Source organism: Microbacterium sp. 22179 (assembly GCF_052045715.1).
GTDB classification, from domain to species: Bacteria; Actinomycetota; Actinomycetes; order Actinomycetales; family Microbacteriaceae; genus Microbacterium; species Microbacterium galbinum.
The window spans coordinates 247,942-270,645 of sequence record NZ_JBQEPJ010000002.1 but is presented as its reverse complement, the minus strand read 5'-3'; the positions used below and the strand labels follow the sequence as shown (position 1 = coordinate 270,645).

The window sequence follows — 22,704 nt, the reverse complement described above, 5'->3', positions numbered from 1 at the left end:
TTCGTGATGGGAGTTCCGAGATTAGGTCGAGCATCCGCCCGTCCGTCCACGCGATTCGCGTGCTCGACGGCGTCGCGGAAGAACCTGTGCGATCGCCCGGCTGTGCAGGGAGTGTGCCGGGCCGGGCGGGGCGTGTGCCGGGCGCGGCCGTGTCAGAGGTCGAGCGGCTCGAGCGGCTGCGTGTCCTCGAGCAGGTGCGCGGGCGTCGCGCGCGACGGTGCCAGGGGCAGGGTCACCGTGAAGGTGGCGCCGCCACCGGGGGTCTCCGAGACGGCGACGCTGCCGTGCAGCGCCTTCATGATCGACGCGACGATCGCGAGGCCGAGGCCCGACCCACCGGTCTCCCGTGCGCGCGACGTGTCGGCGCGCCAGAAGCGCTCGAAGATCTGCTCGCGGGTCTGCGGCGGGATGCCCTCTCCGTGGTCGACGATCGCGATGCTCGCCGTGCCCTGCACGCGGTTCGCGTCGACGACGATCTCGATCGGACCGTCCTCGGGAGAGAACCGGCGCGCGTTGCCGAGCAGGTTGGTGACGACCTGCCGCACCTTGTTCTCCTCGCCGAGCACGATCGGGGGAGTCCGGACCGGGGTGTCGGGGGTCTCCGAGAAGTCGATCGCGGGGATCTGCTCGGTCGGCGTGGGTGTCGAACGCGGACGCCGTCGCAGACGCGAGAGGGCTGCGCGCGAGAGCCCGCGGGGCGGGGGCGGGGGTGCGGGAACCGAGGCGATGCGCACGCTCGTGGTGTCGCTCGTCTCGGCAGTACGGTCGATGACCGTCACGGTGCGTCCCGGAGCGGCCGCGCGCAGGTCGAGGGCGGCGTCGCGGGCCACGGGGCGCAGGTCGAGGGCGGCGATCTCCGGCTCGCGCTCCTCGTCGAGACGGGCGAGAGCGAGAAGATCCTCGACGAGCACACCCATCCTGATCGCCTCCTTCTCGATGCGCTCCATGGCACGGGCGGTGTCCTCGTCACCCTGGATCGCGCCCATCCGGTACAGCTCGGCGTAGCCGCGCACGCTCACCAGCGGCGTGCGCAGCTCGTGGCTCGCATCGCCGATGAACCGGCGCATGTGCCGCACCGTGCGCTCGCGCTGCGCGAGCGAGCGGTCGACGCGGTCGAGCATCGTGTTGATCGCGGTGTTGAGACGACCGACCTCGGTCGTCGGCTCCAGATCGGTGAGCCTCTGGCTGAAGTCACCCGCGGCGATCGACATGGCCGTCGCCTCGACCTGTCCCAGCCGGCGGAAGGTGAGGGTGACGAGCCCGCGGGTGGCGAGGGCGGCGATCAGGATCGTGATCAGGGCGATCGTGATGTAGATGCCGAAGTACTGCGAGATGATCCGGTCGGCCTCGTCGAGCGGCATCGCGACGAGCTGGATGCGCAGAGCGCCGCCGTCGGCGGGGATGATCGCGACGGCGCTGCGGTAGACGCTGCCGTCCTTACCGAGGAGGTCGGCCACTTCGTCCTCGTTGGCCGCGGCCTTCTGCGGGGAGTACGACGAGGGGAAGAGCGGGGCGGACTCCAGCGGCATCGCTCCGGACGACGCGAGCAGATCCCCGTCCGCGTTGTAGATCGCGACGGCGAAGTCGCGCGGGGTGTCGCGGGGCGTCAGCGTCTCGCCGTCGTCGGCGAGCACGAAGTAGCGATCGGCGAGGTTGCTCGACACCAGGGCGGGCAACTGCGCGTCGATGTTCAGCACGAGCGCGTTGCGCAGCACCGGGACGGTGCCGACGCCGGCGACGAGCAGCCCGAGCGCGAGGATCGCGACCGTGACGCCCGTGACCTTGGCGCGCAGACTGATCCGACGCCACCATGCGGTGACCGCATCGGGCTTGTGCGCCATGCGGTCCTCCCGGTGCGGCGTGGTTCTGGTCGAGCGGGCTCGGGTCAGGCGGACTTGCCGACCTTGAGCATGTAGCCGAAGCCGCGCTTGGTCTGGATGAGGGATTCCTCGGTGTGCGGATCGATCTTGCGGCGCAGGTACGAGATGTAGCTCTCGACGATGCCGGCGTCGCCGTTGAAGTCGTACTCCCACACGTGGTCGAGGATCTGGGCCTTCGACAGCACGCGGTTCGGGTTGAGCATGAGGTAGCGCAGCAGCTTGAACTCGGTCGGGCTCAGCTCGATCGGCTCCTTGCCCACGTGCACGTCGTGCGTGTCCTGATCCATCGCGAGCTCACCGGCGCGGATGATCGACTCCTCGTCGGCCTGCATGGTCCGCCGCAGGATCGCCTGGGCGCGCGCGACGATCTCGTCGAGGCTGAACGGCTTCGTGACGTAATCGTCACCGCCGGCGTTCAGCCCCTCGATCTTGTCGTCGGTGCCGTCCTTCGCCGTGAGGAAGAGGATCGGCGCGGTGAATCCGGCGCCGCGCAGCCGCTTGGTGACGCTGAACCCGTTCATGTCGGGCAGCATCACGTCGAGGATGATGAGGTCCGGCTCCTCCTCGAGCACGGCCGAGATGGTGGCGGCGCCGTTGGCGACCGTCTTCACCTGGAACCCCGCGAAGCTGAGGCCCGTGGAGAGCAGGTCACGGATGTTCGGCTCGTCGTCGACGACAAGGATGCGCGCAGCAGTCATGACCCCATTATGGTGACTCCGCCGATGCTCTGGCTGATTATCTGCCGGTGCGCCCCGTCGATCAGCGGTCAGCGAACGATGAGGCGAGGTCGTGCGCGTCGAGGATCGTGTAGCTGTAGCCCTGCTCGGCCAGGAAGCGCTGGCGGTTCTGCGCGTAGTCCTGGTCGATCGTGTCGCGGGCGATCAGGGTGTAGAAGCTGGCGGTGTGACCCGACTGCTTCGGGCGCAGCAGACGGCCGAGGCGCTGGGCCTCCTCTTGGCGCGATCCGAACGATCCCGACACCTGGATGGCGACGGATGCCTCGGGCAGATCGATCGAGAAGTTCGCGACCTTCGACACGACGAGCAGCTCGATCTCGCCCTCGCGGAACTGGCGGTACAGCTCCTCGCGCTCGTCGACCGGTGTCGCTCCGGTGATCTGCGGCGCATCGAGTGCCTGCGACAGCGTCTCGAGCTGGTCGAGGTACTGACCGATCACGAGGATCCGCTCGCCCGGATGCTTCGCGATCAGCTCGCGCACGGCGTCGATCTTCGCCGGCGCCGAGGCGGCGAGACGATAGCGCTCGTCGTCGGTGGCGGCCGCGTACTCGAGCCGGTCGTCCGGTGGCAGGTCGACGCGCACCTCGTAGCAGGCGGCGGGGGAGATGAAGCCCTGCGCCTCGATCTGCTTCCACGGTGCATCGAAGCGCTTGGGGCCGATCAGGCTGAAGACATCGCCCTCGCGACCGTCCTCGCGCACGAGCGTGGCGGTCAGGCCGATGCGGCGGCGGGCCTGCAGGTCGGCCGTGAGCTTGAACACCGGCGCGGGGAGGAGGTGCACCTCGTCGTAGACGATCAGACCCCAGTCGAGCGCGTCGAGGAGCGCCAGGTGCGCGTACTCGCCCTTCCGCTTGGCCGTGAGGATCTGGTACGTCGCGATCGTGACCGGCTTGACCTCCTTGGACTGGCCGGAGTACTCGCCGATCTCCTCGGGGGTGAGGCTCGTGCGCTTGAGCAGTTCGTCGCGCCACTGCCGCGCCGACACCGTGTTCGTGACGAGGATGAGCGTGGTCGTCTTGGTCGCCGCCATGGCGCCGGCGCCGACGATCGTCTTCCCCGCGCCGCAGGGGAGCACCACGACGCCGGAGCCGTCCTTCGCGAAGGCGTCGACGGCATCCTGCTGGTAGGGGCGGATCTTCCAGGAACTCTCGGCGAGGTCGATCTCGTGCGGTGTGCCCGGCGTGTACCCGGCGAGGTCCTCGGCCGGCCAGCCGATCTTGAGGAGCTCCTGCTTGATCTGGCCGCGGGCCCAGGCGTCGACGACGAAGGTCTCGGGAGTCGGGTGACCGATCAGCAGCGGCTGGATGCGCTTGTTGTGCGCGACCTGCGACAGCACCGCGGGGTCGGTGGAGCGCAGGATCAGCACGCCCTCGTCGTCGCGCTCGATCACCAGACGGCCGTAACGGTTCACCGTCTCCTTCAGATCGACGGCCACGGAGGGCGGCACGGGGAAGCGCGACCAGCGGTCGAGGGTCTCGAGCATGTCGTCGGCGGTGTGCCCGGCGGCGCGTGCGTTCCACAGTCCCAGGCGTGTGATGCGGTACGTGTGGATGTGCTCGGGGGCGCGCTCGAGCTCGGCGAAGATCGCCAGTTCGTGGCGCGCGCTCTCGGCATCCGCGTGGGCGACCTCGAGCAGCACGGTGCGATCGCTCTGGACGATCAGGGGGCCATCAGACATAGCAGACAATCCTACCCGCGCCCGGCTGTGCGGGCGCCTACGGGGCGACGATCGTCGCGCTGCGGATGCTCGACACGGGCAGGGTGCGCTCGACGTCGGCCGCTCGATCGCGACCGCGCAGGCGTCCGCCGCCGAGCCCGGTCGCTTCGAGGAGGAGGTCTCGGGTCGATCCGTCGGGCATGCCGACGGTGACGCGCACCACGGCACGCGCGCGGACCGCGGCCTCGAGTTCGCGGTCGAGCCAGGCGGCATCCGCGTCGGGGCCCTGTCGGGAGCGCAGGCGGGCGATCAGCGGGGCGTAGTCGACGGCGGCGGTCGCCGGTGCGGACGCCGTTCGCGGCGGATGCCGGTCGCCGATGAGAGGCGCGCCGTCGGCGCCGATGAGGGTGGCCGGGTACCGCGCATCGGTGAGCGCCCAGTACACCGTGTCGCGACCGACCTTGGTGGTGAGAGAGGCGACGTGAGCGGTCAGGCCGAGCGGGCGCAGGCTCTGGTCGACGGCCATCGCGTCGATGAGGTGCCGGTCGTCGCTCTCGATGCGCGTGCGTCCGGTCTCGTCGTCGGTCGAGACGCGCACCAGCCCGTGACGCTGAGCGGTCTGGGCGATGAGGTAGGCGAGCGGCTGCGGGATGCCGGTCAGCGAGATACCGCCGAGGAAGTCGAGGATGCCCTGTTCGCTCTCGCCGACGACGAAGGCGTGCGCGATCGACTCCGCGGTGAAGCGGTAGGAGGATGCCTGCGCCGCGGATTCGCGAGCGGCGATCGTGCGCAGCCGCACGTCGAGCGCGGGGGCGAGGGGGCCGGGGGCGATCGCCGTGAGGTCGTTCTGGAGGAAGATGCGATCGACCTCGGCGGGCAGCAGAACGCTGAGCGCCGAGGTGTCCGCGGGGGCTCCCTCGCGCAGCGGCGTCGCCCACGCGGGCTCGCTGCCGTCTCCGGCGACGAGTCCGAGCAGTCGGGCCGTCTCCCGCAGCGCGCGGCTGCGGTCGGGCCAGGCGGGATCCCACGGGTGAGCGTCGATCCAGGCGTCGGTGGCGATCCAGCCGCCGCTCGGGGTGCGCACGCCGCGGGGAAGAACGTCGCGGAACGACGTCGCGAGTCTCGTCCAGCGATCGGATGCCGAGGAGCGCAGCCAGCCGTCGCCGTCCGCGGTCACGCGCAGTCGACGCTCGGCCGCGGTGGCGAGCCCCGCATCGACGGCGATCGACACGAGGGCGTCCACCAGGTCGACCGCGATCCCCGCGTCGGCGAGCTGGCGCTTCTCCGCGGCGCTCACGGTGCCGCCCGCGAGGAGCGAGAACGGGGCATCCCGGGTGATCATCAGCAGGTCGGCGAGGACGGCGACCGTGGTGAAGGCGCGCTCGGCGGCGTGCGCCGACGCCGCAGGGTCGGAAGGGTGCGGCGCCGATGCGTCGAGCGGTGCAGGGGCGGGGCGACCCTCGAGCGCCGTCGCGAGCTCCGGCCAGGTCGAGCCGTCGGCGGTCAGGAGTGCGAGGGCGTCGAGGGCCTCGCGCTGATCGCCGGCGTCGCCCGTACCGTCCGCACGCAGCAGGGCCGCCGCCTCATCCGAGGTCAGCCGGGGCAGCGCCTTGGCCAGCGACGAGGGATCGAGCAGGGCCTCGGCGGCGTCGAAGAAATCGTGCCACCCGGGGTCGGCGCGCACACCGCGCGCGGCGAAGAGCCGCGTGAGGTCGTCGTCGCCCGCCGCAGCCAGGCGATCGGCCAGCGGTCGTGCGTGCGTGCTCATGACGAGGCCGCCCTCAGGGTCGCGATGCGCGACCCTTCCGGATGAAGCTCATGGTCAGCAGCGTGATGATCATCGCGAAGGCGAGGGGGAGCCCCCAGTAGGGAATGAAGGCGATGACGGGCCAGGCGCCGTGGCCGAACGCCTTCTGATCCATGCCGAGCGCGGTTCCGATGATGATCGCGAAGAAGCAGACGACGGATGCCGCGGCGATGCCGAGCGCAGTGAAGGCCAGGATCCGATCCACTCGGCGGATCGGAACATCCGGCTGGGAGTTCTGCGTGCTCATCAGTCTCACCCTACCCGCACCGGGGCCTTCGAGATCTCGACGCCGGTGACCGGTAGGCTGGAGGGGGTCGCGCACGTGCGCGGCTGTCTTGTTCTGCACCGATTCAGCGAGGTTTCTCCCATGCCCACCGGCAAGGTCAGGTTCTACGACGAAGACAAGGGCTTCGGCTTCATCGCATCCGATGACGGCCAGGACGTCTTCCTGCATGCGTCGGCGATGCCCGCCGGCACCGCCGTCAAGGCGGGCGCCCGCGTCGAGTTCGGCGTCGCCGACGGCAAGCGCGGTCTGCAGGCGCTCTCGGTCCGCGTGCTCGAAGCGCCGGTGAGCCTCGCGAAGGCCAAGCGGAAGCCGGCCGACGACATGGCGATCATCGTCGAGGACCTCGTGAAGCTGCTCGACGGCATCGGCGGCGATCTGCGTCGCGGACGCTACCCGTCCTCCTCCCACGGCCGCAAGATCGCGGCCGTCCTGCGCAAGGTCGCTGATGACCTCGAAGCCTGACGCCGACGAGCGTCTCATCGGAGCCCACGATCTCGCGCTCGCCGCACTGCGCGAGATCACTCCCGCGAACACCATCGGCCCCGCTGCCGGCTTCCTCCCCGAGGAGGACGGCTCGGTCTCGCTGCGCTTCGAGAACCGCCTCGCCGGCTATCCCGGCTGGTACTGGATCGTGACGGTCGCACGGGTCGACGACGAGGACCCGACGGTGCTCGAGGTCGAGCTGCTGCCCGGCGACGGTGCGCTTCTCGCACCCGAGTGGGTGCCGTGGGCCGAGCGTCTCGCCGACTACCGTGCGCACCAGGTCGAACTGGCCGAGCAGGCCGCAGCCGCCGGTGACGATTCCGGCGCGGCGGTCGACGGTGCCGCCGACGACGAGAGCAACGACGCAGACGACGATCTCGACGACGACGATCTCGACGACGACGAGCCGGACATCCTCCACGCCGGGGATCTCGACGGTGTCGACATCGACGAGCTCGACGAGGAGTCTGAAGATGAGGAGTCGGAAGACGACGACTCGGAAGAAGAAGATTCCGACGAGGAATCGGATGACGATTCCGATGACGACGACTCGGACGAGGACTCCGACGACGATTCGGACGAGGATTCCGACGACGAGGAGTGATCCTCCCCGGCATCCGGGGAGGGGCGCGGGCTCCGGGCCCGCGCCCGCACCTCAGGAAGCGGTGTTCGCGAGCACGAAGTCGAGCGCGCGGGTGAGCTGACGCACGTCGTCGGGCTCGATGGACACGAAGGTCGCGACGCGCAGCTGATTGCGCCCGAGCTTGCGGTAGGGCTCCGTGTCGACGATCCCGTTGGCGCGGAGCGTCTTCGCGATCGCCGCCGCGTCGATGCTGTCGTCGAAGTCGATCGTGACGACGACGGGGGAGCGGTGCGCCGCTTCCGCGACGAAGGGTATCGCGACCGAGGAGGCCTCCGCCCAGTCGTAGAGCACGCCGGAGGACTCGGCGGTGCGGGCGGCGGCCCAGCTCAGGCCCCCGTTGTCGAGGATCCACCGCAGCTGGCTGTCGAGCAAGTGCAGGGTCGTCAGCGCCGGGGTGTTGAGCGTCTGGTTCAGACGCGAGTTGTCGAGCGCGTTCTTCAGGCTCAGGAACTCCGGGATGTACCGATCGGATGCCGCGATCCGCTCGATCCGCTCGATCGCCGCCGGCGAGGCGACGGCGAACCACAGCCCGCCGTCGGACCCGAGGTTCTTCTGCGGGGCGAAGTAGTAGAGGTCGGCCTGCGTGGCGTCGAAGTCGATTCCGCCCGCGGCGCTGGTCGCGTCGATGACGGTCAGTGCCCCCTCGGAGGCGACGCGCTCGACGGGAACGGCCACGCCGGTGGAGGTCTCGTTGTGCGGCCAGGCGTAGACGTCGACGCCGTCGACGATCTGCGCGGTCGTCGCCGATCCGGGCTCGGCCTTGCGCACGTCGGGGGCGTCGAGCCAGGGGGCTCCCGCAGCCGCGGCGAACTTGCCACCGAACTCGCCGAAGACGAGGTTCTGGCTGCGGCGCTCGATGAGGCCGAAGGCCGCCGCGTCCCAGAACGCCGTGGACCCGCCGTTGCCGACCAGGATCTCGTATCCCTCCGGCGCACGGAACAGGGCGGAGAGCTGCTCGCGCACGCTGCCCACGAGGTTCTTCACGGGTGCCTGGCGGTGCGAGGTGCCGAGGATCGACGCTCCCGCGGTCACCAGAGCCTCGAGCTGCGCGGGGCGCACCTTCGAGGGTCCGCAGCCGAAACGGCCGTCGACGGGCAGGAGGTCACGCGCAATCTCGATCGCCATGCGTAGATTCTACGGGGGCGCGCAGGGCGTGTTTCACCGTGCGCGAGCCCGATGTCCGTGCGGGAATGTAGGCTTGCCTAAGAACCTCGGAGGGCCACAACATGACGGATCTGATCGACACCACGGAGATGTACCTCCGCACCATCCTCGAACTCGAGGAGGAGAACATCGTTCCGCTGCGTGCGCGCATCTCCGAGCGCCTCGGCCACTCGGGTCCCACGGTCTCGCAGACCGTCGGCCGGATGGAGCGCGACGGCCTGGTGATCGTCTCCGAGGATCGCACGCTCGAGCTCACCGATGCCGGCCGCCGCAAGGCCGTCGACGTGATGCGCAAGCATCGCCTCGCCGAGCGGCTCCTCTCCGATGTGATCGGACTCGACTGGGCGTTCGTGCACGAAGAGGCCTGCCGCTGGGAGCACGTCATGAGCGAGCAGGTCGAGCGTCGCCTCGTCGAGCTCCTCGGGCACCCGACCGAGTCGCCCTACGGCAACCCGATCCCCGGTCTCGACCAGCTCGGCGACCTTCCGGCGCGCACCTTCGACGAGGGCGTCATCGGCCTCGTGCAGAAGCTGAATGCGGCGGGTGAGCCGATCGACGGCACCGTCCGTCGCCTTGCCGAGCCCGCGCAGGTCGACCCCGAACTGCTCGAGCAGCTGCGCGACGCGGGTGTCATGCCCGGTGCGCGCGGCGACTTCCGCTTCAACGAGGGATACGTCCTGATCCAGATGGAGGGCAAGGACGACGGACTCGAGCTTCCCGTCGAGCTGGCCTCGCACATCTTCCTCGTGGGGGAGCCTGCCTGAAAATGGCTCCTGAACTGGCTCTCCGAGGATTGCCAGGTTCACAGGGTGACATGATCGTTATCTTCCGGTAACCTCGGTCGAGTCGTCCGCGAAGCCCGCAGACGATGAATCGCGTCGGTTGCCTCCCAGGCTCGTCGTCGACGCGGTGAGAAACGCACAACGTACCCGAGATACACACGTGCCACGAGAGCAGAGTGCCGACGAGTCAGCGCTACCCGAGCGCGCAGGCGCTGGAGGATGTTTTGGTCGCAGACAACGAATTGCCCGTGAAGAAATCTGAAGACCGCGCTGTCGCCCGCCGTACCGGTGGGAAGAACGGCACCCGCTCCATCGCGAAGCCGATCCGGTCGGTCGCCATCTTCGGGGCAGTCGGTGCTCTGGTCGCCGCCGTCGCTCTGCCCGCGTACGCCGCCACCAAGCCGGCGGAGGCCGCCACCACCGTCCAGCAGCTCGCCGCCGTCGACGCGCAGTCGCTCGTCGTGGCATCCGAGGCCACTGCAGCTCCGCTCGATCGCGGAACCTTCACGGCGACCACGCCGGAGGAGATCGAGAAGAAGAAGGCCGAAGAAGCCGCCGCCGCACGTGCCGCTGAGGCGGCGAAGGCCGCCGCTGCCAGCACCAGCACCAGCTTCAACACCGCGGGCTACGCGCTCGTCGCGCCCGGATCGGGCGAGGTCCGTTACCCGCTTCCGCTCGGCTCGTGGAACGTCAGCCGCACGGTCGGCGGCGGTCACAACGGCGCCGACATGCTCGCCCCCGCGGGCACCCCGATCTACGCGGCCGCGGCCGGCGTCGTGCGCGCCTCGGCCGAGAGCATCGGCGGATACGGCGTCTGCGTCATGCTCGACAGCGTCATCGGTGGCCAGCGCGTGCAGACCACCTACGGCCACATGATCTACGGCTCGCGTATGGTGCAGCAGGGGCAGACCGTCGAAGCCGGCCAGCTCATCGGTTACGTCGGCAGCACCGGTCGCTCGACCGCCAACCACCTCCACTTCGAGGTCTGGGTCAACGGCGGACTCGTCGAGCCCATCGGTTGGCTCGGAGCCAACGCCGGCTGACCCTTCGTGAGCCGCTCGGCGGGGCGATCGCTGGGCGAACACGCCCGAACGTTCACCGGCTGTTTCGCCCTGCACCGTCCGTAATGGGTTAGCCTGAACCCGTCGTCGAACTGACGGGAGAAGCCGATGGACACGCAACCGAGTATCCGCACCATGGATGCCCTCGGTCGTCACGTCCTCCGGCATTGCCCGCAGGGACGCCGCGGTTCTTCCGCGCGCAGAAGGCGCTGTCTTTAGACAGCGCCTTTTTTCGTCTCTGCGATCATTCCTCCGCCAGCACGACGTCGTGTGAGTCGAGAGTGCCGGGAAGCCGTCCCGGCGGATCGAGAGGATGACGAATGCGCACACTTGTCCTGAACGCGGGCTACGAGCCCCTGGCGATCGTGTCGTTCAAGCGGGCCCTCGTGCTCGTGATGAACGACAAGGCCTCCGTGATCGAACGCATCGAGGGGGACCCCGTCTGGGGGAGCCGCGGTGCCTACGACCGCCCGGCGGTGATCATCCTCTCGCGCTACGTGCGCGTGCCGAACAGCAGGCGCGTGCCGGTCACGCGTCGCGGCGTGCTGCGTCGCGACAATCATCGCTGCGGCTACTGCGGCAAGGCGGCGTCGACCATCGATCACGTGATGCCGCGTTCGCGAGGCGGAGCCGACTCGTGGGAGAACCTCGTCGCCTGCTGCCTGCGCTGCAACAACGTCAAGAGCAATCGCACACCGCAGGAGATGCGCTGGGAACTGCGGTTCGTTCCCCGGCCTCCGCACGGCACGGCGTGGACCGTGCGCGGCACCGAGCGCAGCGACCCGCGATGGGAGCCGTACCTGGCGCTGGCGGCCTGACCGCGAGCGACAGGCGCGACTCGGAACGGATCAGAGGAAGTAGTCGAGCGCGAGTTTCGCGAGGATGCCGATCGCGCCGAGCACGATCCCGATGATCGCCATCGTCGTATGGGCACCGCTCGTGGGAAGCCCCTGACGACGTGCGGTCGACTGCGTGCGGAGGGTGAACACGCCCATCCCGATGCCGATGAATCCGGCGATCCAGGGCAGGACGATGATCGAGACCGCTCCGGCGACGACCGAGATGATGCTGCTGGTCTGCGGTGACGTGTGCTTCCGACCGGCGGGCACAGGGGCCTGACCGGGGTAGCCGTAGGGCGCGACCTGCTGCGGGGGCTGGACCGGCTGCGGCGGCGTCGCGTACTGCGGCGCGACCGGGGGTGCATACTGCGGCGCGGGCGGCGGCTGGTACCCGAGCGGGCTCGCGGTGGGTGCCGGGGGAACAGGCGGCACCGACGTGGCCGGCGGGACGGGCGGGATGCCCGCGCCCGGTGCGGGCGGCGGAACGTACGGGTTCTGCGTCGGATCGGTCATCGTCGTGTCCCCACTCGTCGTCGGATGATCATCGCCGCGTTCGCACACCGTGGTGCGATACGACATGGTGCCCTCGACAGGATTCGAACCTGCGACCTGCCCTTTAGGAGAGGGCTGCTCTATCCTGCTGAGCTACGGGGGCCTGGGATCCAGTCTAGCGACCGGATACGGCAGGCCCCCGAGGCTCGGCAGAGACTCAGTCCAGGCCCCGGCGCCAGAGCTTCGACGGCCACCAGATCTTCTTACCGATGTCGTAGGCGAGCGCGGGCACGAGCAGCGAGCGCACGATGAACGTGTCGAGCAGCACCCCGAACGCGACGATGAACGCGAGCTGCACGAGGAAGAGGATCGGGATCACCGAGAGCGCGGCGAACGTCGCGGCCAGCACCAGGCCCGCCGAGGTGATGACGCCGCCCGTGATCGACAGTCCGCGCAGCACACCCTCGCGCGTGCCGTGCGCCAGGGATTCCTCGCGCACGCGCGTCATCAGGAAGATGTTGTAGTCGATGCCGAGGGCGACGAGGAAGACGAAACCGTAGAGCGGCACGGCGGGGTCCGCCCCGGGGAAGTCGAAGATGCCGTTGAAGACCAGCGCCGAGACGCCCATCGCGGTGCCGAACGACAGCACCGTGGTGAGGATCAGGAGCACCGGCGCGAGGATCGAGCGCAGCAGCAGCATCAGGATCAGCATGATGACGACGAGGATCACGGGGATGATCAGATTGCGATCGTGGATCGATGCGTCGTTCGTGTCGATCGCCGTCGCCGTCACGCCGCCGACCAGGGCGTCGACGCCCGCGAGCTCGGTGCGCAGGGAGCGGACGGTCTCGGCCGCGGCATCCGAATCGGCGGCGTCGGTGAGCGTCGCCTGCAGCAGCACCTCACCGTCGACGACCGTGGGATCGGGTGCGGCGGTTCCGGGAGGGCCGACCGCGACGACGCCATCGGTCGTCACGCTCGCGGTTCCACTGGGGGAATCGGATGCCGTGACCGCGACGCTGTCGACACCGTCGTTCGCGAGCAGCACGTCCGCGGCATCCTGCAGGGAGTCCTCGGCGACGATCACGTAGGCCGGGCTGCCCGAACCGCCCGGGAAGTGCTCACCGAGCGCCGCCTGGCCGTCGCGTGCGTCGGACGCGCCGAGCACGAGATCGGACTGCGGTACGCCCACCGCGTTGAGCTGAGTGATGCCCGCGGCGCCGGCGAGCAGCACCAGCGTCGTGACGATCCAGATCACACGCGGGCGACGGGTGATGACTCCCGCGAGGCGCGCCCAGAGGCCCGTGGTGCGCATGCCGTGCTCCTCGGCGACGACCTCCGGCTCGAACCGCGGCCGTCGCGGCCAGAAGACCGCACGGCCGAAGAGCAGCAGCAGTGCGGGCAGCAGGCTGATCGCCGCGAGCATCGCGAACACGATGCCGATCGCCGCGACCGGACCGAGGGTGCTGTTCGACTTGAGATCGCTCAGCAGCAGGCACAGCAGACCCGCGATCACCGTGCCGCCGGAGGCGACGATCGGCTCGAACGACCCCTTCCACGCGGCCATGACCGCCGTGCCCTTGTCTTCCGCGATGCGCAGCTCTTCGCGGAAGCGCGCGACGAACAGCAGCGCGTAGTCGGTCGCGGCGCCGATGACGAGGATGAAGAGGATGCCCTGGGTCTGCCCGCTCAGCAGCAGGATCTCGAACTTCGCGAGCCACCACACCACCAGCAGAGCGACGCAGAGCGCGAAGAGGCTGGTGGAGAGCACCACCAGCGGCAGCAGGAACGAGCGGTAGACGAGCACGAGGATCACCAGAACGGCGAGAAGAGCGACGCCCAGGAGGAGTCCGTCGATGCCCGCGAACCCGGCGGCGAGATCGGCGGTGAATCCGGCGGGGCCCGTGATGTACACGCTGACCCCGTCGGGGGCGGAGGCACGCAGCTCGTCGCCGAGCTCGGCCGTGACGTCCTTCAGCTCGGCGTCTCCACTGATCGGGATGAACGCCTGCACCGCGTATCCGTCGTCGGAGACGAGCGCGGGCGAGACGTCGTCGGCGATGCCCTCGAGCGAGGGGGCGTCGGCGACGGCGTCCGTGATCGCGGAGATCTCGGCATCCGTCAGCGCCGTCTCGGAGGTGAAGACGGCGATCGCGGGGATCTCGTCGCTGTCGCGGAAATCGCCCAGCAGCTCCTGCACCTGGGTGGCATCCGCCGACTCGGGGAGGTAGGTGGTCTGGTCGTTGGAGGAGACCTCGTCGACCTTGCCGAAGAGCGGGCCACCGAGCGACGCGCCCACGAGCCAGACCAGGATGAGCGCGACCGGCAGGAACACGCGCACCCAGGAGTGGCGGCGTGAGCGTTCGCGGATGGCCGGCGTCGTGGCGCGGTCGGATCGGGGCATGGTGCGGGCCTTTCGGGTGGTGCGGGGTCAGGAGACCCAGGCGAGGATGAGGATCATCGTCGCCAGGAAGCCGGCGAAGTAGTTCAGGAAGATGAAGCGGCGCCAGGCTCGGTTGGTCGCGCCGGAGTCCTCATCGCTCACGCGCCACCACGGCGCGGCGTTGATCAGGTAGGGGAGGGCGAGCAGCGCACCGAGCGGCCCCGGCCAGGCCGTCAGCAGCATCAGGATGCCGGCGAGCGCCCACAGGCCCAGCGAGAGGCGCACGGTCGCGGCTGCGCCGATCACGGTCGCCACCGAGCCGATGCCGGCTTCGCGGTCGGGGCCGACGTCCTGCACCGCGCCGAACGCGTGCGCCGCCATGCCCCAGAGGAAGAAGGCCACGAGCACGAGCACGGTGTCGCGCGTGACCCCCGAGCCCGCCAGGGCCAGTCCGACGATCGCCGGGGTCACGAAGTGCAGGCTCGAGGTCACCGAATCGAGGAACGCGCGCTCCTTGAACCGCAGACGAGGCGCGGAGTACGCGATCACCGCGAACACGCTGACCGAGAGCCACGCGGTCGAGGCGGCGTTGCCCACCACGACGAAGTAGACCAGGAACGGGATGTTCGACACCGCCGCAGCCCACAGTGTCGGGCGGTGCATCCGCGGAGCGAGGAGCGCACCCTCGATGCCCCCCTTGCGCGGGTTCGCGAGATCCGAGGCGTAGTCGAACACGTCGTTGATCCCGTACATGGCGAGGTTGTAGGGGATCAGGAAGTACACGAATCCGATCACGACGGTGAGGTCGAGTTCGCGCGTCGTGAGCAGATAACCGGCGGCGAACGGGAACGCGGTGTTGATCCAGCTGATGGGGCGCGACGAGAGCAGGATCTGCCCGAGGTCGCGGGCGAGGGACGGGCGGGCGGCGGGGGCGGTCATGCGCGGGTCCCTTCAGAGGAAGGAGCGTCCTCCGGAGAGGTACGCTGCGAGCGGAGCGCAGCCCACAGCGCCGGCAGCAGCAGAGCGCCGGCGAGCGGATACGCGAAGTCCTCGATCGGAGCGAGGCCGATGTGCACGCCGAGCAGCTGCGGCCCGGCGTAGTGGAAGAGTTCGCTCGCGATCATGATCGTGTCGAACACCGCCGTCAGCGTGAGCATCACCAGGACGGTCAGGGCGACGGCGCCGGCGTGCGGACCTCGACCGCGAGCGAGGAGCGTCAGGCCGATCGCGATCACCACGGCGGCGCCGAGGAACCACGCGGCGAGCTGCAGGTAGGTCATCGCGCCTCCGCGTTCGGCACCGGGCGAGCGCGGCCACGCGCCAGCAGGCGCACCGCCCCCGTGTAGACGACCATCGTGCAGATCACCAGGAACGTGAGGAAGACCGGCTCCTCGAGCGGCATCTCGGGCGCGAGCACGATGCCCGTCGCGATCGCGCCCTCGCCCCGGTAGAAGATGCCGGTGACGATGCCGAAGACGTCCCAGATCAGGAAGAACGCCAGACCCGCGATCGTGACGACGGTCGCCGCGATCGCATCCCGCCAGAAGAACAGTCGGAAGCGCCGGTCGAGCAGCAGCATGCAGCCCGTCGAGACCAGCAGGGCGCCCAGGTACACGGAGCCCATCAGCGCTCCGCCGATCCGCGGGGAGTGCGCGCGGGCTCCGGAAGGGGGCCGGCGGAGTGATCTCCGCGGATGCGCTTGAGCACGATCTCCGCGCTGATCAGGCACATCGGCACACCGACGCCCGGCGCCGTGGTCGCCCCCGCGTAGTAGAGGCCGCGGACCCGCTTCGAGGCGTTCTGCGCGCGGAACATCGCGCTCTGCGACAGGATGTGCGCCGGCCCCAGCATCCCCCCGCTCCACGAGTGGTAATCGTCGCGGAAATCGGCCGGTCCCTTGGTCTCGCGTACCACGATCCGCTCTCGCAGGTCGGAGATGCCCGCCCACGTCGAGACGAGGTCGATCGCGGCGTCGGCCGCGCGCTCGATCGTCGCCGATCCGGTTCCGTCGGAGCCGCCGTGGCCGAGGTCGGGGTCGGCGGGGACCGGCACGAGGATGAAGAGGTTCTCGTGTCCGGCCGGGGCCACGGCGTCGTCGGTCGCGCTGGGGCGGCAGACGTACGTCGAGGCGGGGGAGGGGATGCGCTGCTCGGATCCGAAGATGGCGTCGAAGTTCGCGTCCCAGTCGTCCGTGAAGAACAGGGAGTGGTGCGGCAGCTCGGGGAGCGCGCCGCGCACGCCGAGCATGACGAGCACCGCGCCGGGGCCGCTCGTGCGTCGGGTCCACCAGGACTCGGGATAGCTGCGCTGCTCGGCGGGCAGGAGCGCGGTCTCGGTGTGGTGCAGATCAGCGCCGGAGACCACGATGTCGGCGTCTTCGACGTGGCGTTCGCCGGCGGCATCCGTCCATTCCACACCGGTCGCGCGCGTCGCCCGACCTCGGCCGGTGGTGCGGATGCCGGTGACCTCCGCCTCCGTCACGATGCGCGCTCCCGCGTCGCGGGCCAGCGCCTCGATGCGCAGGGCGACGCCCCAGAATCCGCCCTGCGGGTAGCTGACGCCCTCGTCGAGGTCGAGTGCGCTCATGAGGTGGTACATCGCGGGGGCGCTGCGCGGATCGGTGCCGAGGAAGACCGCCGGGTAGCCGAGGATCTGCCGGAGCAGCGGATCGCGGAACCGTCGGCCCGCGAAGGCCTGCAGGCGCGTGCCCAGGAGGGAGAACAGCCGCGGAGCAGCGCGCAGCACTTCGCCGGTCGTCAGCGTCGTCAGTCGGGTGAACGGGTTGTAGAGGAAGTACTTCTCGGCCATCGAGGTCGCGTGGTGAGCCGAGTCGAGGTAGTCGGACAGCACGCTCGCCGCACCCGGCTCGCGCGACTCGAACAGCCGGGAGACGGCGTCGCGCCCGGCCGGCACCGTGACCTCGGAGGGCGTCGTATCGCCCTGCGGCTGACGGAATACGCGATAGCCGGGGTCGAGCGGCACGAGATCGAGCTGTTCGGCGGCCGAGGTGCCCATCATCGCGAACCAGTGGTCGAACACCCCCGGCATCAGGTACCAGGAGGGGCCGGTGTCGAAGCGGAAGCCGTCGCGCTCGATGCTGCCCGCGCGCCCGCCGACCTGTGCGTTCTTCTCGAGGACGAGCACCTCGTGGCCGTCGCGTGCGAGCAGGCCCGCCGTCGCGAGTCCTGCGACGCCGGCACCGATCACCACCACCCGGCTCATCGGGGCTCCACCGCGGTGACGAGCACGGAGCGTGCGGCGAGCAGTGCCTTGAGCGGATCGGGCACGCGCACGCGCCGTCGGTAGAGATCGTCGACGGGCGTCTTCGCGACGCGTCGGGTGAGTGCGGCGAACAGGGCGAGCGCGCTGCGCACGGCGGCGCGCGCATCCTTCGGGAGGAGCGGGATCGAGGCGCGGGCGTCGTCGAGCTGGGTCTCGACGGTCGCGACCCAGGTATCGCGGTCGGCGTCGGTGAGGCGCTCGGCCGTGCCGAGATAGCTACGGCGCAGCCGGTCGGTGTCGTCGGCGAGGTCGCGCAGGAAGTTCACGTTCTGGAACGCGGCGCCGAGCTGGCGTGCGCCGTGCTCGAGCGTCTCGAGCTGCGCGGGCGTGCGCTCGGCGTCCCGCAGGAACACGCGCAGGCACATCAGGCCCACCACCTCTGCGGATCCGAACACGTACCGAGCGTGGGCATCGGCGTCGTACGCCGCCGCCGCATCCGCCGTCGGGATGTCGGCGCGCATCGAGTCGAAGAACGGCTGCGTGAGGTCCTCCCCGATGCCGCACGCGCGCGCCGTCTGCGCGAAGGCGTGCAGGATGAGGTCGCTGCTGTACCCCGTCCGCAGAGAGCGGTGGGTCTCGGCGATGTACGACGTCAGGGCGTCGGCCTGCGCTCCGGCGTCGAGCCCCGCCTCGGCGGCCACGCCGTCGACGATCTCGTCGGCGATCCGCACCATCGCGTAGATGTTGCGGATGTGCTGGCGGTGGCGGGGGCCGAGCAGCATGGTCGCCATGCCGAACGACGTGGAGTAGGCGCGGATCACGCCGGCGGTGGCGATCTCTGCGGTCCTGCTGAACCGGCGCAGGGATTCGTCGCCGCCGGTCGCGGGCGACGCGGTCACGATGCGCGCCCCTCGATGCGCGCGATCAGGGTGCGGATGCTGTCGATGACGTCGCCCGAGACGATGTGCGCGGACTCGATGTCGACCGCGACCGCGGATGCCGCGGCGAGCTCATCGGTGACGAGGCCCTGCACGAATCGCTCGGCCCCGCAGTCGCGCAGGTGCTCGCGGATGCGCACGGCCTCGTGTTCGTCGAGCATCGTGGAGCCGAAGTGCTGCCGGATGTGGGGCCAAGCGGTCGTCATCCGCGCATAGGCGATGATGGCCGTCTCCTTGCCCTCGCGCAGGTCGGAGAAGGCATCCTTGCCGTGCACCTCGTGATCGCCGAACACGCAGAGCAGGTCGTCCTGGAGCTGGAAGGCGAGTCCGAGATGACGGCCGATAGCCGCCAGGTCGCCTTCGAGCTCGGCCGAGGCTCCGGCGAGGATCGCCGCCGCCCGCAGGGGGAGCGAGAACGAGTAGGTCGCGGTCTTGTAGGTGCTCATCTCCAGGATCGTGCGGAGGTCCGGTTCGATGATCCCGTCGCCCAGGCCGACGTCGATGTGCTCCCCGGCGACGGTCTCGACGATGGTGTGCTCGATGAGGTCGAGCAGGCGCAGACGTGCGGCGCTCGGGACACGGGCGCGCGCGAAGCCGAGGACCGAGGTCGCCAGCAGCAGGTCACCCATCAGGATCGCGCTCGAGCGCGCCCAGTGCAGTTCGGAATCCTCGCGCGCCCGGCCCGAGGACGCCGCGAGGGTGCCGATGAGGTTCGGCTGCCGCCGACGCACGAGATCGCCGTCGATCACATCGTCGTGCAGAAGGAAGGCGTAGTGGAGCAGCTCGACCTCCGCGGCGATCTCGATGGCGGCTGTCTGGTCGGCCTCCGATCCGGATGCCGACAGCGCTCGGTGCGCGTCGAGGAGCAGGCGAGGACGGATCATCTTGCCGCCCATCGCGTGCGCCGCGGCGGCGCGCCAGAGTGCGGCGAACGGCTCTCCGTAGTTCTCGGCCGCGGAACTCCGCTCGGCGAAGCGTTGGCGGAGGGCCTCCTCGACGCGGGTGCCGAGTTCGTCCTGAGTCGCGACGGAAGTCATGATCAGAGTGCTCCGCTCTCTCGGAGCAGCGGAAGCTGCTCGACCAGCCAGGGGCTGAAGGCGAAGGGGGCCCCGGCGACGGCGGCGGCGATGTCGGCGGCATCCGCCCACGCCCATTCCGCGACCTCGTCGGGCCGGGGAGAGAGGTCGCCGTCGAGCCGGGCGACGTAGACGGGGCACACCTCGTTCTCGACGATGCCGCTCGCATCGACGGCGCGGTAGCGGTAATCGGGGAGCGCGGGCCGCAGGTCGACCACGCGGGCACCGAGTTCTTCATGCGCTCGGCGGTGCACGGCATTCGCGATGGCCTCACCGGGGCGTGGGTGCCCGCAGAAGCTGTTCGTCCATACGCCGGGCCAGGTCTTCTTGGCGAGCGAACGACGGGTGAGCAGAACCTGCCCGCGCTCGTTCAGGAGGTGGCAGGAGAAGGCCAGGTGAAGCGGTGTATCGGTCGTGTGGACGTCGCTCTTCGGCAAGGAACCGATCGCGGTTCCGTTCTCGTCGAGAAGGGTCACGTCGTCCATGGCGTCCTCTGCAGGTCATTTCACTAGCTTGGCGAGTAATTAACTTAGCATGAAATAGATCGTTGTGTAACATGATCGCATGGACACTGCACCCGGCACTACCCCGAAGACGGGGGCGCCGGTCGACGGTACGCGAGCGGATGCCGCGGCCGACGGGCTCAGCCACGCCGCGATCTACGACGTCGAGGCGAGCGACCCGCGCAGTGCACTCGTCGATCGCTCGGGGGTCGCGCCGGAGGACCTGCAGCAGATCGCTCTCGTGATGGGAGCGCTCGGCGAGTTGCGCGAGGCCGAGCAGAAGCTGTCGCGCGCCTCGCGTCGCTACATGCAGCTCAACGAGACCGACATGCGTGCCCTGCATTACCTCATCGTGTGCGCCAACCGGCACGCGATCGCGACCCCGGGCGGCATCGCGCAGCACCTGGCGATCTCGACCGCGTCGACCACCAAGCTGCTCGATCGCCTCGAGAAGGGCGGTCACATCGTGCGCTCGCCGCACCCGACCGACCGCCGGGCGCTCGCGATCACGATCACCGAGGAGACCCGCCACGCGGCGATGCAGACCGTGGGGCGTCAGCAGGCGAAGCGGTTCTACGCCGCGGCCAGGCTCACGCGCGAAGAGCGCGCGGTCGTCATTCGCTTCCTCGAGGACATGACGCAGGAGATCGCCCTGCCCGATGAGGCCTGGGTCACCGAGCACGACGAATGAAGGCTCCCCCGGAGGAGAGCCTTCACGCGTGGTATTCGTGCGCGATCAGTGCGCTTTGTTGTATGCCTCGATGACGGGGGCGGGAATTCGTCCGCGCTCCGAGAGCGAGTATCCGTTGTCATTCGCCCAGGCGCGGATGGCCGCGACCTCGGGGTTTCGCGCAGGTCGCTTACGGGCGGAACCCGATGAGCTGCGCGGGGAGCTCGCGGAACCCGCACGGCGCCCGGCGGAGATGTAGGGCTCGAGGGCCCCGCGGAGTTCCGCGGCGTGCTCCGAGTTCAGATCGATCTCCCACGCGGTGCCGTTGAGGGAGAAATGAACGGTCTCCCCCTCGCCGATCTCCAGAACGCTGCCGTCGATATCGTCGACCAGTTGATGCACAATTCGTCTCGCCATGGAGTGAACATTACTCGCCGAATCTAATTGCGGCAATCAATTCGACGGCGATTCCTTTTGCATACAGGAGTGAATGCAAATGGAATTCCGGTGTTATTCAGGCGATCATGGCAGGAGCCCCGCCCGCCGGGCTCGAGCGACAGCGGAATGGCGCGTCGATGCGTCGAGCTTCGACATGGCGGTGCCGAGGTACGCCTTGACCGTTCCCTCGCGGAGGCCGAGCTGCGATGCGATCTCGGCATTCGTCGCCCCGAGCGCGGCGCACGAGAGGACATCGGTCTCGCGCGGCGAGAGGCGGACCACGGGCGACGGGCCGGTCGCGGTCGGCGTCTGCTCACCCGAGAGGGCGAGCAGACGCCCCTCGACGCGAGCGAGCCGGGCGCGCAGCTCGTCGTCGTCGATCGATGCGGCGATGCTGCGCAGATCGGCGAACGTCTCACGCAACTGCTCCTGCTGACCGGCCGGCAGGGGGGTGGATGCCGGGGCGCCGGCGCGAAGTCGGCGTTCGACCTCCTCGCGGATGCGCAACTCGTCGGCGACCGACTGCGCGACCTGCATGGCCGGAGCGGTGGTGATCCCGCCGATCTGCTCGTCGTCCCAGGCGCCCGCGTAGAGCACGCCGCGGGATCGTCCCGCGACGACGATCGGAACCGCCAGGAGTGTGCGCAACCCCTCGCCGAGCACGAAGACGTCGTAGTCGTGCGTGATCTGCTGCGAGGACCCGTAGTCGCTGGTCATGCGCGGACGGAGCTCCATCATCGCTCGCCCTCCGAGTCCGCGCTCGGGTCGAACACGCAGGCCGTCGAGACTGCGGGTGCGGTTGCCGACGATCGTCGTCACGTGCACGACACCGTCATCGAGGAGGCCGCCGAAGGCGACCGGGAACCGGGTGCGGCGGGCGAGTTCCCGCACGGCGCGGGCGATGAGCTCGGTGTCGGATTCGGTTCCGGTCGGAGTGCTCACGGCCACCTGCCTTCCGCGCGACGGCGCCGTTCCCGTCACGCGGTGAGATTACCACCGGCGCCCCTCCGGCGCGGATCCCGACGGCCTACTCGGCAGGACCCGCGCCGATCCTGTGGCGCTAGACGCTCCGCCCGCCCGATTCGAGGTCGAGGAGGAACCGCTTGCGCTCGGGGTGCGCCCCGTAGTGACCGGGAGAGCCGTCGGAGCGGATGACGCGGTGCACGGGCACGATGATCGAGAACGGGGTGATGCGGCAGGCCGATCCCACGGCGCGGGCCGCACCCGGGTGGCCGGCGAGGACGGCGACCTCTCCGTAACTCAGGGTCTCGCCCCACTCGATCGTTCCGATCGCCTCGAGGGCGCGTCGAGGGAAGCCGTCGACGAGGCGCCAGTCGAGAGAGAGGTGCTCGTCGAATCGGATCGGCGCGCCGTCGAAGTAGCGGTCGAGGAGGTCGGCCAGCTCATCGGCCGCACCCGGGTCGGGCTCGGGCACCGCCCGCAGCTCCCGGGCGACGTTCTCGAGGAGCCACGGGACCGAAGGGTCTTCCGACTCGGACAGATCGAAGCGCACGATGCCCTCGTCGGAGAACACCGCGAGCGCATCGCCGAAGGGCGTGGGGGCGAAGTCGTAGCGGAAGGTCATGCGTCCATCCTGACGCCCGGCGATCGCCTGCCGTGAGGGGAGGTCCACGGACGGGGAA

24 protein-coding genes and 1 tRNA gene are annotated in these 22,704 nt (G+C 69.7%); 6 read left to right on the top strand and 19 right to left on the bottom strand.

Annotated features, from left to right (window positions below):
• Positions 1-152: 152 nt before the first annotated feature.
• The 5 genes from ACTJKK_RS06345 to ACTJKK_RS06325 form a co-directional block, all read right to left on the bottom strand.
• A complete protein-coding gene (locus ACTJKK_RS06345; RefSeq protein ID WP_440747372.1) occupies positions 153-1,841 on the bottom strand; it encodes a sensor histidine kinase in 1,689 nt (562 codons plus the stop codon).
• Between the two features lie 44 nt (positions 1,842-1,885).
• A complete protein-coding gene (locus ACTJKK_RS06340) occupies positions 1,886-2,578 on the bottom strand; it encodes a response regulator transcription factor (protein WP_247624986.1) in 693 nt (230 codons plus the stop codon).
• A gap of 61 nt (positions 2,579-2,639) precedes the next feature.
• The gene (locus ACTJKK_RS06335; protein WP_247956657.1) at positions 2,640-4,295 is read right to left on the bottom strand and encodes a DNA repair helicase XPB; all 1,656 of its coding nucleotides are present in this window, start codon (positions 4,293-4,295) and stop codon (positions 2,640-2,642) included.
• Positions 4,296-4,332: 37 nt separating this feature from the next.
• Positions 4,333-6,042 (bottom strand): helicase-associated domain-containing protein, encoded by a 1,710-nt coding sequence (locus ACTJKK_RS06330; RefSeq protein WP_440747371.1) that lies wholly within the window; start codon positions 6,040-6,042, stop codon positions 4,333-4,335.
• A 13-nt stretch (positions 6,043-6,055) separates the two neighbouring features.
• Positions 6,056-6,328 carry a multidrug ABC transporter ATPase gene (locus ACTJKK_RS06325; RefSeq protein ID WP_402791934.1) on the bottom strand — a complete coding sequence of 91 codons (273 nt, stop codon included), beginning with the start codon at positions 6,326-6,328 and terminating at the stop codon, positions 6,056-6,058.
• 120 nt (positions 6,329-6,448) lie between these two features.
• Here ACTJKK_RS06325 and ACTJKK_RS06320 point away from each other — a divergent pair, with 120 nt between their 5' ends.
• Positions 6,449-6,829, top strand: a complete 381-nt coding sequence (locus ACTJKK_RS06320) for a cold-shock protein (RefSeq protein ID WP_247624982.1) — start codon at positions 6,449-6,451, stop codon at positions 6,827-6,829.
• Positions 6,813-7,454 (top strand): DUF3027 domain-containing protein, encoded by a 642-nt coding sequence (locus tag ACTJKK_RS06315; RefSeq protein ID WP_440747370.1) that lies wholly within the window; start codon positions 6,813-6,815, stop codon positions 7,452-7,454. Before ACTJKK_RS06320 ends, ACTJKK_RS06315 begins: the two co-directional genes overlap by 17 nt.
• A gap of 51 nt (positions 7,455-7,505) precedes the next feature.
• On the opposite strand, the gene serC is transcribed toward ACTJKK_RS06315, so the two are convergent.
• The gene (gene serC / locus ACTJKK_RS06310) at positions 7,506-8,618 is read right to left on the bottom strand and encodes a phosphoserine transaminase (RefSeq protein ID WP_440747369.1); all 1,113 of its coding nucleotides are present in this window, start codon (positions 8,616-8,618) and stop codon (positions 7,506-7,508) included.
• Between the two features lie 101 nt (positions 8,619-8,719).
• Here serC and ACTJKK_RS06305 point away from each other — a divergent pair, with 101 nt between their 5' ends.
• The 3 genes from ACTJKK_RS06305 to ACTJKK_RS06295 all read left to right on the top strand — a co-directional run bounded on the left by ACTJKK_RS06305 (position 8,720) and on the right by ACTJKK_RS06295 (position 11,318).
• Entirely contained in the window at positions 8,720-9,421 is a 702-nt protein-coding gene (locus tag ACTJKK_RS06305) for a metal-dependent transcriptional regulator (RefSeq protein WP_247624979.1), read from the top strand.
• A 266-nt stretch (positions 9,422-9,687) separates the two neighbouring features.
• A complete protein-coding gene (locus ACTJKK_RS06300) occupies positions 9,688-10,482 on the top strand; it encodes a M23 family metallopeptidase (protein ID WP_247634222.1) in 795 nt (264 codons plus the stop codon).
• Between the two features lie 338 nt (positions 10,483-10,820).
• Positions 10,821-11,318, top strand: a complete 498-nt coding sequence (locus tag ACTJKK_RS06295) for an HNH endonuclease (protein WP_247624977.1) — start codon at positions 10,821-10,823, stop codon at positions 11,316-11,318.
• Positions 11,319-11,348: 30 nt separating this feature from the next.
• On the opposite strand, the gene ACTJKK_RS06290 is transcribed toward ACTJKK_RS06295, so the two are convergent.
• The 10 genes from ACTJKK_RS06290 to idi form a co-directional block, all read right to left on the bottom strand.
• Positions 11,349-11,852, bottom strand: coding sequence for a hypothetical protein (locus tag ACTJKK_RS06290; RefSeq protein WP_440747368.1), 504 nt, complete (start codon positions 11,850-11,852; stop codon positions 11,349-11,351).
• 65 nt (positions 11,853-11,917) lie between these two features.
• Positions 11,918-11,994 (bottom strand) — tRNA-Arg (locus ACTJKK_RS06285).
• Positions 11,995-12,048: 54 nt separating this feature from the next.
• Positions 12,049-14,235, bottom strand: a complete 2,187-nt coding sequence (locus tag ACTJKK_RS06280) for an MMPL family transporter (protein ID WP_440747367.1) — start codon at positions 14,233-14,235, stop codon at positions 12,049-12,051.
• Positions 14,236-14,262: 27 nt separating this feature from the next.
• Positions 14,263-15,153, bottom strand: a complete 891-nt coding sequence (locus ACTJKK_RS06275; protein WP_440747366.1) for a prenyltransferase — start codon at positions 15,151-15,153, stop codon at positions 14,263-14,265.
• Positions 15,150-15,494, bottom strand: coding sequence for a lycopene cyclase domain-containing protein (locus ACTJKK_RS06270; RefSeq protein ID WP_440747365.1), 345 nt, complete (start codon positions 15,492-15,494; stop codon positions 15,150-15,152). The genes ACTJKK_RS06275 and ACTJKK_RS06270 overlap by 4 nt, the downstream gene beginning before the upstream one ends.
• Positions 15,491-15,838: a lycopene cyclase domain-containing protein gene (locus ACTJKK_RS06265; RefSeq protein WP_440747364.1), complete on the bottom strand. Its 348-nt coding sequence runs from the start codon at positions 15,836-15,838 to the stop codon at positions 15,491-15,493. Before ACTJKK_RS06265 ends, ACTJKK_RS06270 begins: the two co-directional genes overlap by 4 nt.
• Positions 15,838-17,436 (bottom strand): phytoene desaturase family protein, encoded by a 1,599-nt coding sequence (gene crtI, locus ACTJKK_RS06260; protein WP_440747363.1) that lies wholly within the window; start codon positions 17,434-17,436, stop codon positions 15,838-15,840. Before crtI ends, ACTJKK_RS06265 begins: the two co-directional genes overlap by 1 nt.
• Positions 17,433-18,335: a phytoene/squalene synthase family protein gene (locus ACTJKK_RS06255; protein ID WP_440747362.1), complete on the bottom strand. Its 903-nt coding sequence runs from the start codon at positions 18,333-18,335 to the stop codon at positions 17,433-17,435. Before ACTJKK_RS06255 ends, crtI begins: the two co-directional genes overlap by 4 nt.
• Positions 18,332-19,411 carry a polyprenyl synthetase family protein gene (locus ACTJKK_RS06250; RefSeq protein ID WP_440747361.1) on the bottom strand — a complete coding sequence of 360 codons (1,080 nt, stop codon included), beginning with the start codon at positions 19,409-19,411 and terminating at the stop codon, positions 18,332-18,334. The genes ACTJKK_RS06255 and ACTJKK_RS06250 overlap by 4 nt, the downstream gene beginning before the upstream one ends.
• A gap of 2 nt (positions 19,412-19,413) precedes the next feature.
• Positions 19,414-19,935: an isopentenyl-diphosphate Delta-isomerase gene (idi, locus tag ACTJKK_RS06245; RefSeq protein ID WP_440747360.1), complete on the bottom strand. Its 522-nt coding sequence runs from the start codon at positions 19,933-19,935 to the stop codon at positions 19,414-19,416.
• 79 nt (positions 19,936-20,014) lie between these two features.
• On the opposite strand from idi, the gene ACTJKK_RS06240 reads away from it, so the two are divergent.
• On the top strand, positions 20,015-20,644 hold the full coding sequence (locus ACTJKK_RS06240; RefSeq protein ID WP_247624967.1) for a MarR family winged helix-turn-helix transcriptional regulator: 630 nt from the start codon (positions 20,015-20,017) through the stop codon (positions 20,642-20,644).
• Between the two features lie 45 nt (positions 20,645-20,689).
• Here ACTJKK_RS06240 and ACTJKK_RS06235 read toward each other — a convergent pair whose 3' ends face one another.
• From ACTJKK_RS06235 to ACTJKK_RS06225, 3 genes are all read right to left on the bottom strand, one after another.
• Entirely contained in the window at positions 20,690-21,040 is a 351-nt protein-coding gene (locus tag ACTJKK_RS06235; protein WP_440747359.1) for a histone-like nucleoid-structuring protein Lsr2, read from the bottom strand.
• Between the two features lie 105 nt (positions 21,041-21,145).
• Entirely contained in the window at positions 21,146-22,003 is an 858-nt protein-coding gene (locus ACTJKK_RS06230) for a LuxR C-terminal-related transcriptional regulator (protein ID WP_440747358.1), read from the bottom strand.
• A gap of 118 nt (positions 22,004-22,121) precedes the next feature.
• On the bottom strand, positions 22,122-22,646 hold the full coding sequence (locus tag ACTJKK_RS06225; RefSeq protein WP_440747357.1) for a methylated-DNA--[protein]-cysteine S-methyltransferase: 525 nt from the start codon (positions 22,644-22,646) through the stop codon (positions 22,122-22,124).
• Positions 22,647-22,704: the final 58 nt, after the last annotated feature.

Bases quoted from the DNA above. Each gene is read 5' to 3' on its own strand.
- ACTJKK_RS06345 (WP_440747372.1), bottom strand. From the start codon at position 1,841: ATGGCGCACAAGCCCGATGCGGTCACCGCATGGTGGCGTCGGATCAGT.
- ACTJKK_RS06340 (WP_247624986.1), bottom strand. From the start codon at position 2,578: ATGACTGCTGCGCGCATCCTTGTCGTCGACGACGAGCCGAACATCCGT.
- ACTJKK_RS06335 (WP_247956657.1), bottom strand. From the start codon at position 4,295: ATGTCTGATGGCCCCCTGATCGTCCAGAGCGATCGCACCGTGCTGCTC.
- ACTJKK_RS06330 (WP_440747371.1), bottom strand. From the start codon at position 6,042: ATGAGCACGCACGCACGACCGCTGGCCGATCGCCTGGCTGCGGCGGGC.
- ACTJKK_RS06325 (WP_402791934.1), bottom strand. From the start codon at position 6,328: ATGAGCACGCAGAACTCCCAGCCGGATGTTCCGATCCGCCGAGTGGAT.
- ACTJKK_RS06320 (WP_247624982.1), top strand. From the start codon at position 6,449: ATGCCCACCGGCAAGGTCAGGTTCTACGACGAAGACAAGGGCTTCGGC.
- ACTJKK_RS06315 (WP_440747370.1), top strand. From the start codon at position 6,813: ATGACCTCGAAGCCTGACGCCGACGAGCGTCTCATCGGAGCCCACGAT.
- serC (WP_440747369.1), bottom strand. From the start codon at position 8,618: ATGGCGATCGAGATTGCGCGTGACCTCCTGCCCGTCGACGGCCGTTTC.
- ACTJKK_RS06305 (WP_247624979.1), top strand. From the start codon at position 8,720: ATGACGGATCTGATCGACACCACGGAGATGTACCTCCGCACCATCCTC.
- ACTJKK_RS06295 (WP_247624977.1), top strand. From the start codon at position 10,821: ATGCGCACACTTGTCCTGAACGCGGGCTACGAGCCCCTGGCGATCGTG.
- ACTJKK_RS06290 (WP_440747368.1), bottom strand. From the start codon at position 11,852: ATGACCGATCCGACGCAGAACCCGTACGTTCCGCCGCCCGCACCGGGC.
- ACTJKK_RS06280 (WP_440747367.1), bottom strand. From the start codon at position 14,235: ATGCCCCGATCCGACCGCGCCACGACGCCGGCCATCCGCGAACGCTCA.
- ACTJKK_RS06275 (WP_440747366.1), bottom strand. From the start codon at position 15,153: ATGACCGCCCCCGCCGCCCGCCCGTCCCTCGCCCGCGACCTCGGGCAG.
- ACTJKK_RS06270 (WP_440747365.1), bottom strand. From the start codon at position 15,494: ATGACCTACCTGCAGCTCGCCGCGTGGTTCCTCGGCGCCGCCGTGGTG.
- ACTJKK_RS06265 (WP_440747364.1), bottom strand. From the start codon at position 15,838: ATGGGCTCCGTGTACCTGGGCGCCCTGCTGGTCTCGACGGGCTGCATG.
- crtI (WP_440747363.1), bottom strand. From the start codon at position 17,436: ATGAGCCGGGTGGTGGTGATCGGTGCCGGCGTCGCAGGACTCGCGACG.
- ACTJKK_RS06250 (WP_440747361.1), bottom strand. From the start codon at position 19,411: ATGACTTCCGTCGCGACTCAGGACGAACTCGGCACCCGCGTCGAGGAG.
- idi (WP_440747360.1), bottom strand. From the start codon at position 19,935: ATGGACGACGTGACCCTTCTCGACGAGAACGGAACCGCGATCGGTTCC.
- ACTJKK_RS06240 (WP_247624967.1), top strand. From the start codon at position 20,015: ATGGACACTGCACCCGGCACTACCCCGAAGACGGGGGCGCCGGTCGAC.
- ACTJKK_RS06235 (WP_440747359.1), bottom strand. From the start codon at position 21,040: ATGGCGAGACGAATTGTGCATCAACTGGTCGACGATATCGACGGCAGC.
- ACTJKK_RS06225 (WP_440747357.1), bottom strand. From the start codon at position 22,646: ATGACCTTCCGCTACGACTTCGCCCCCACGCCCTTCGGCGATGCGCTC.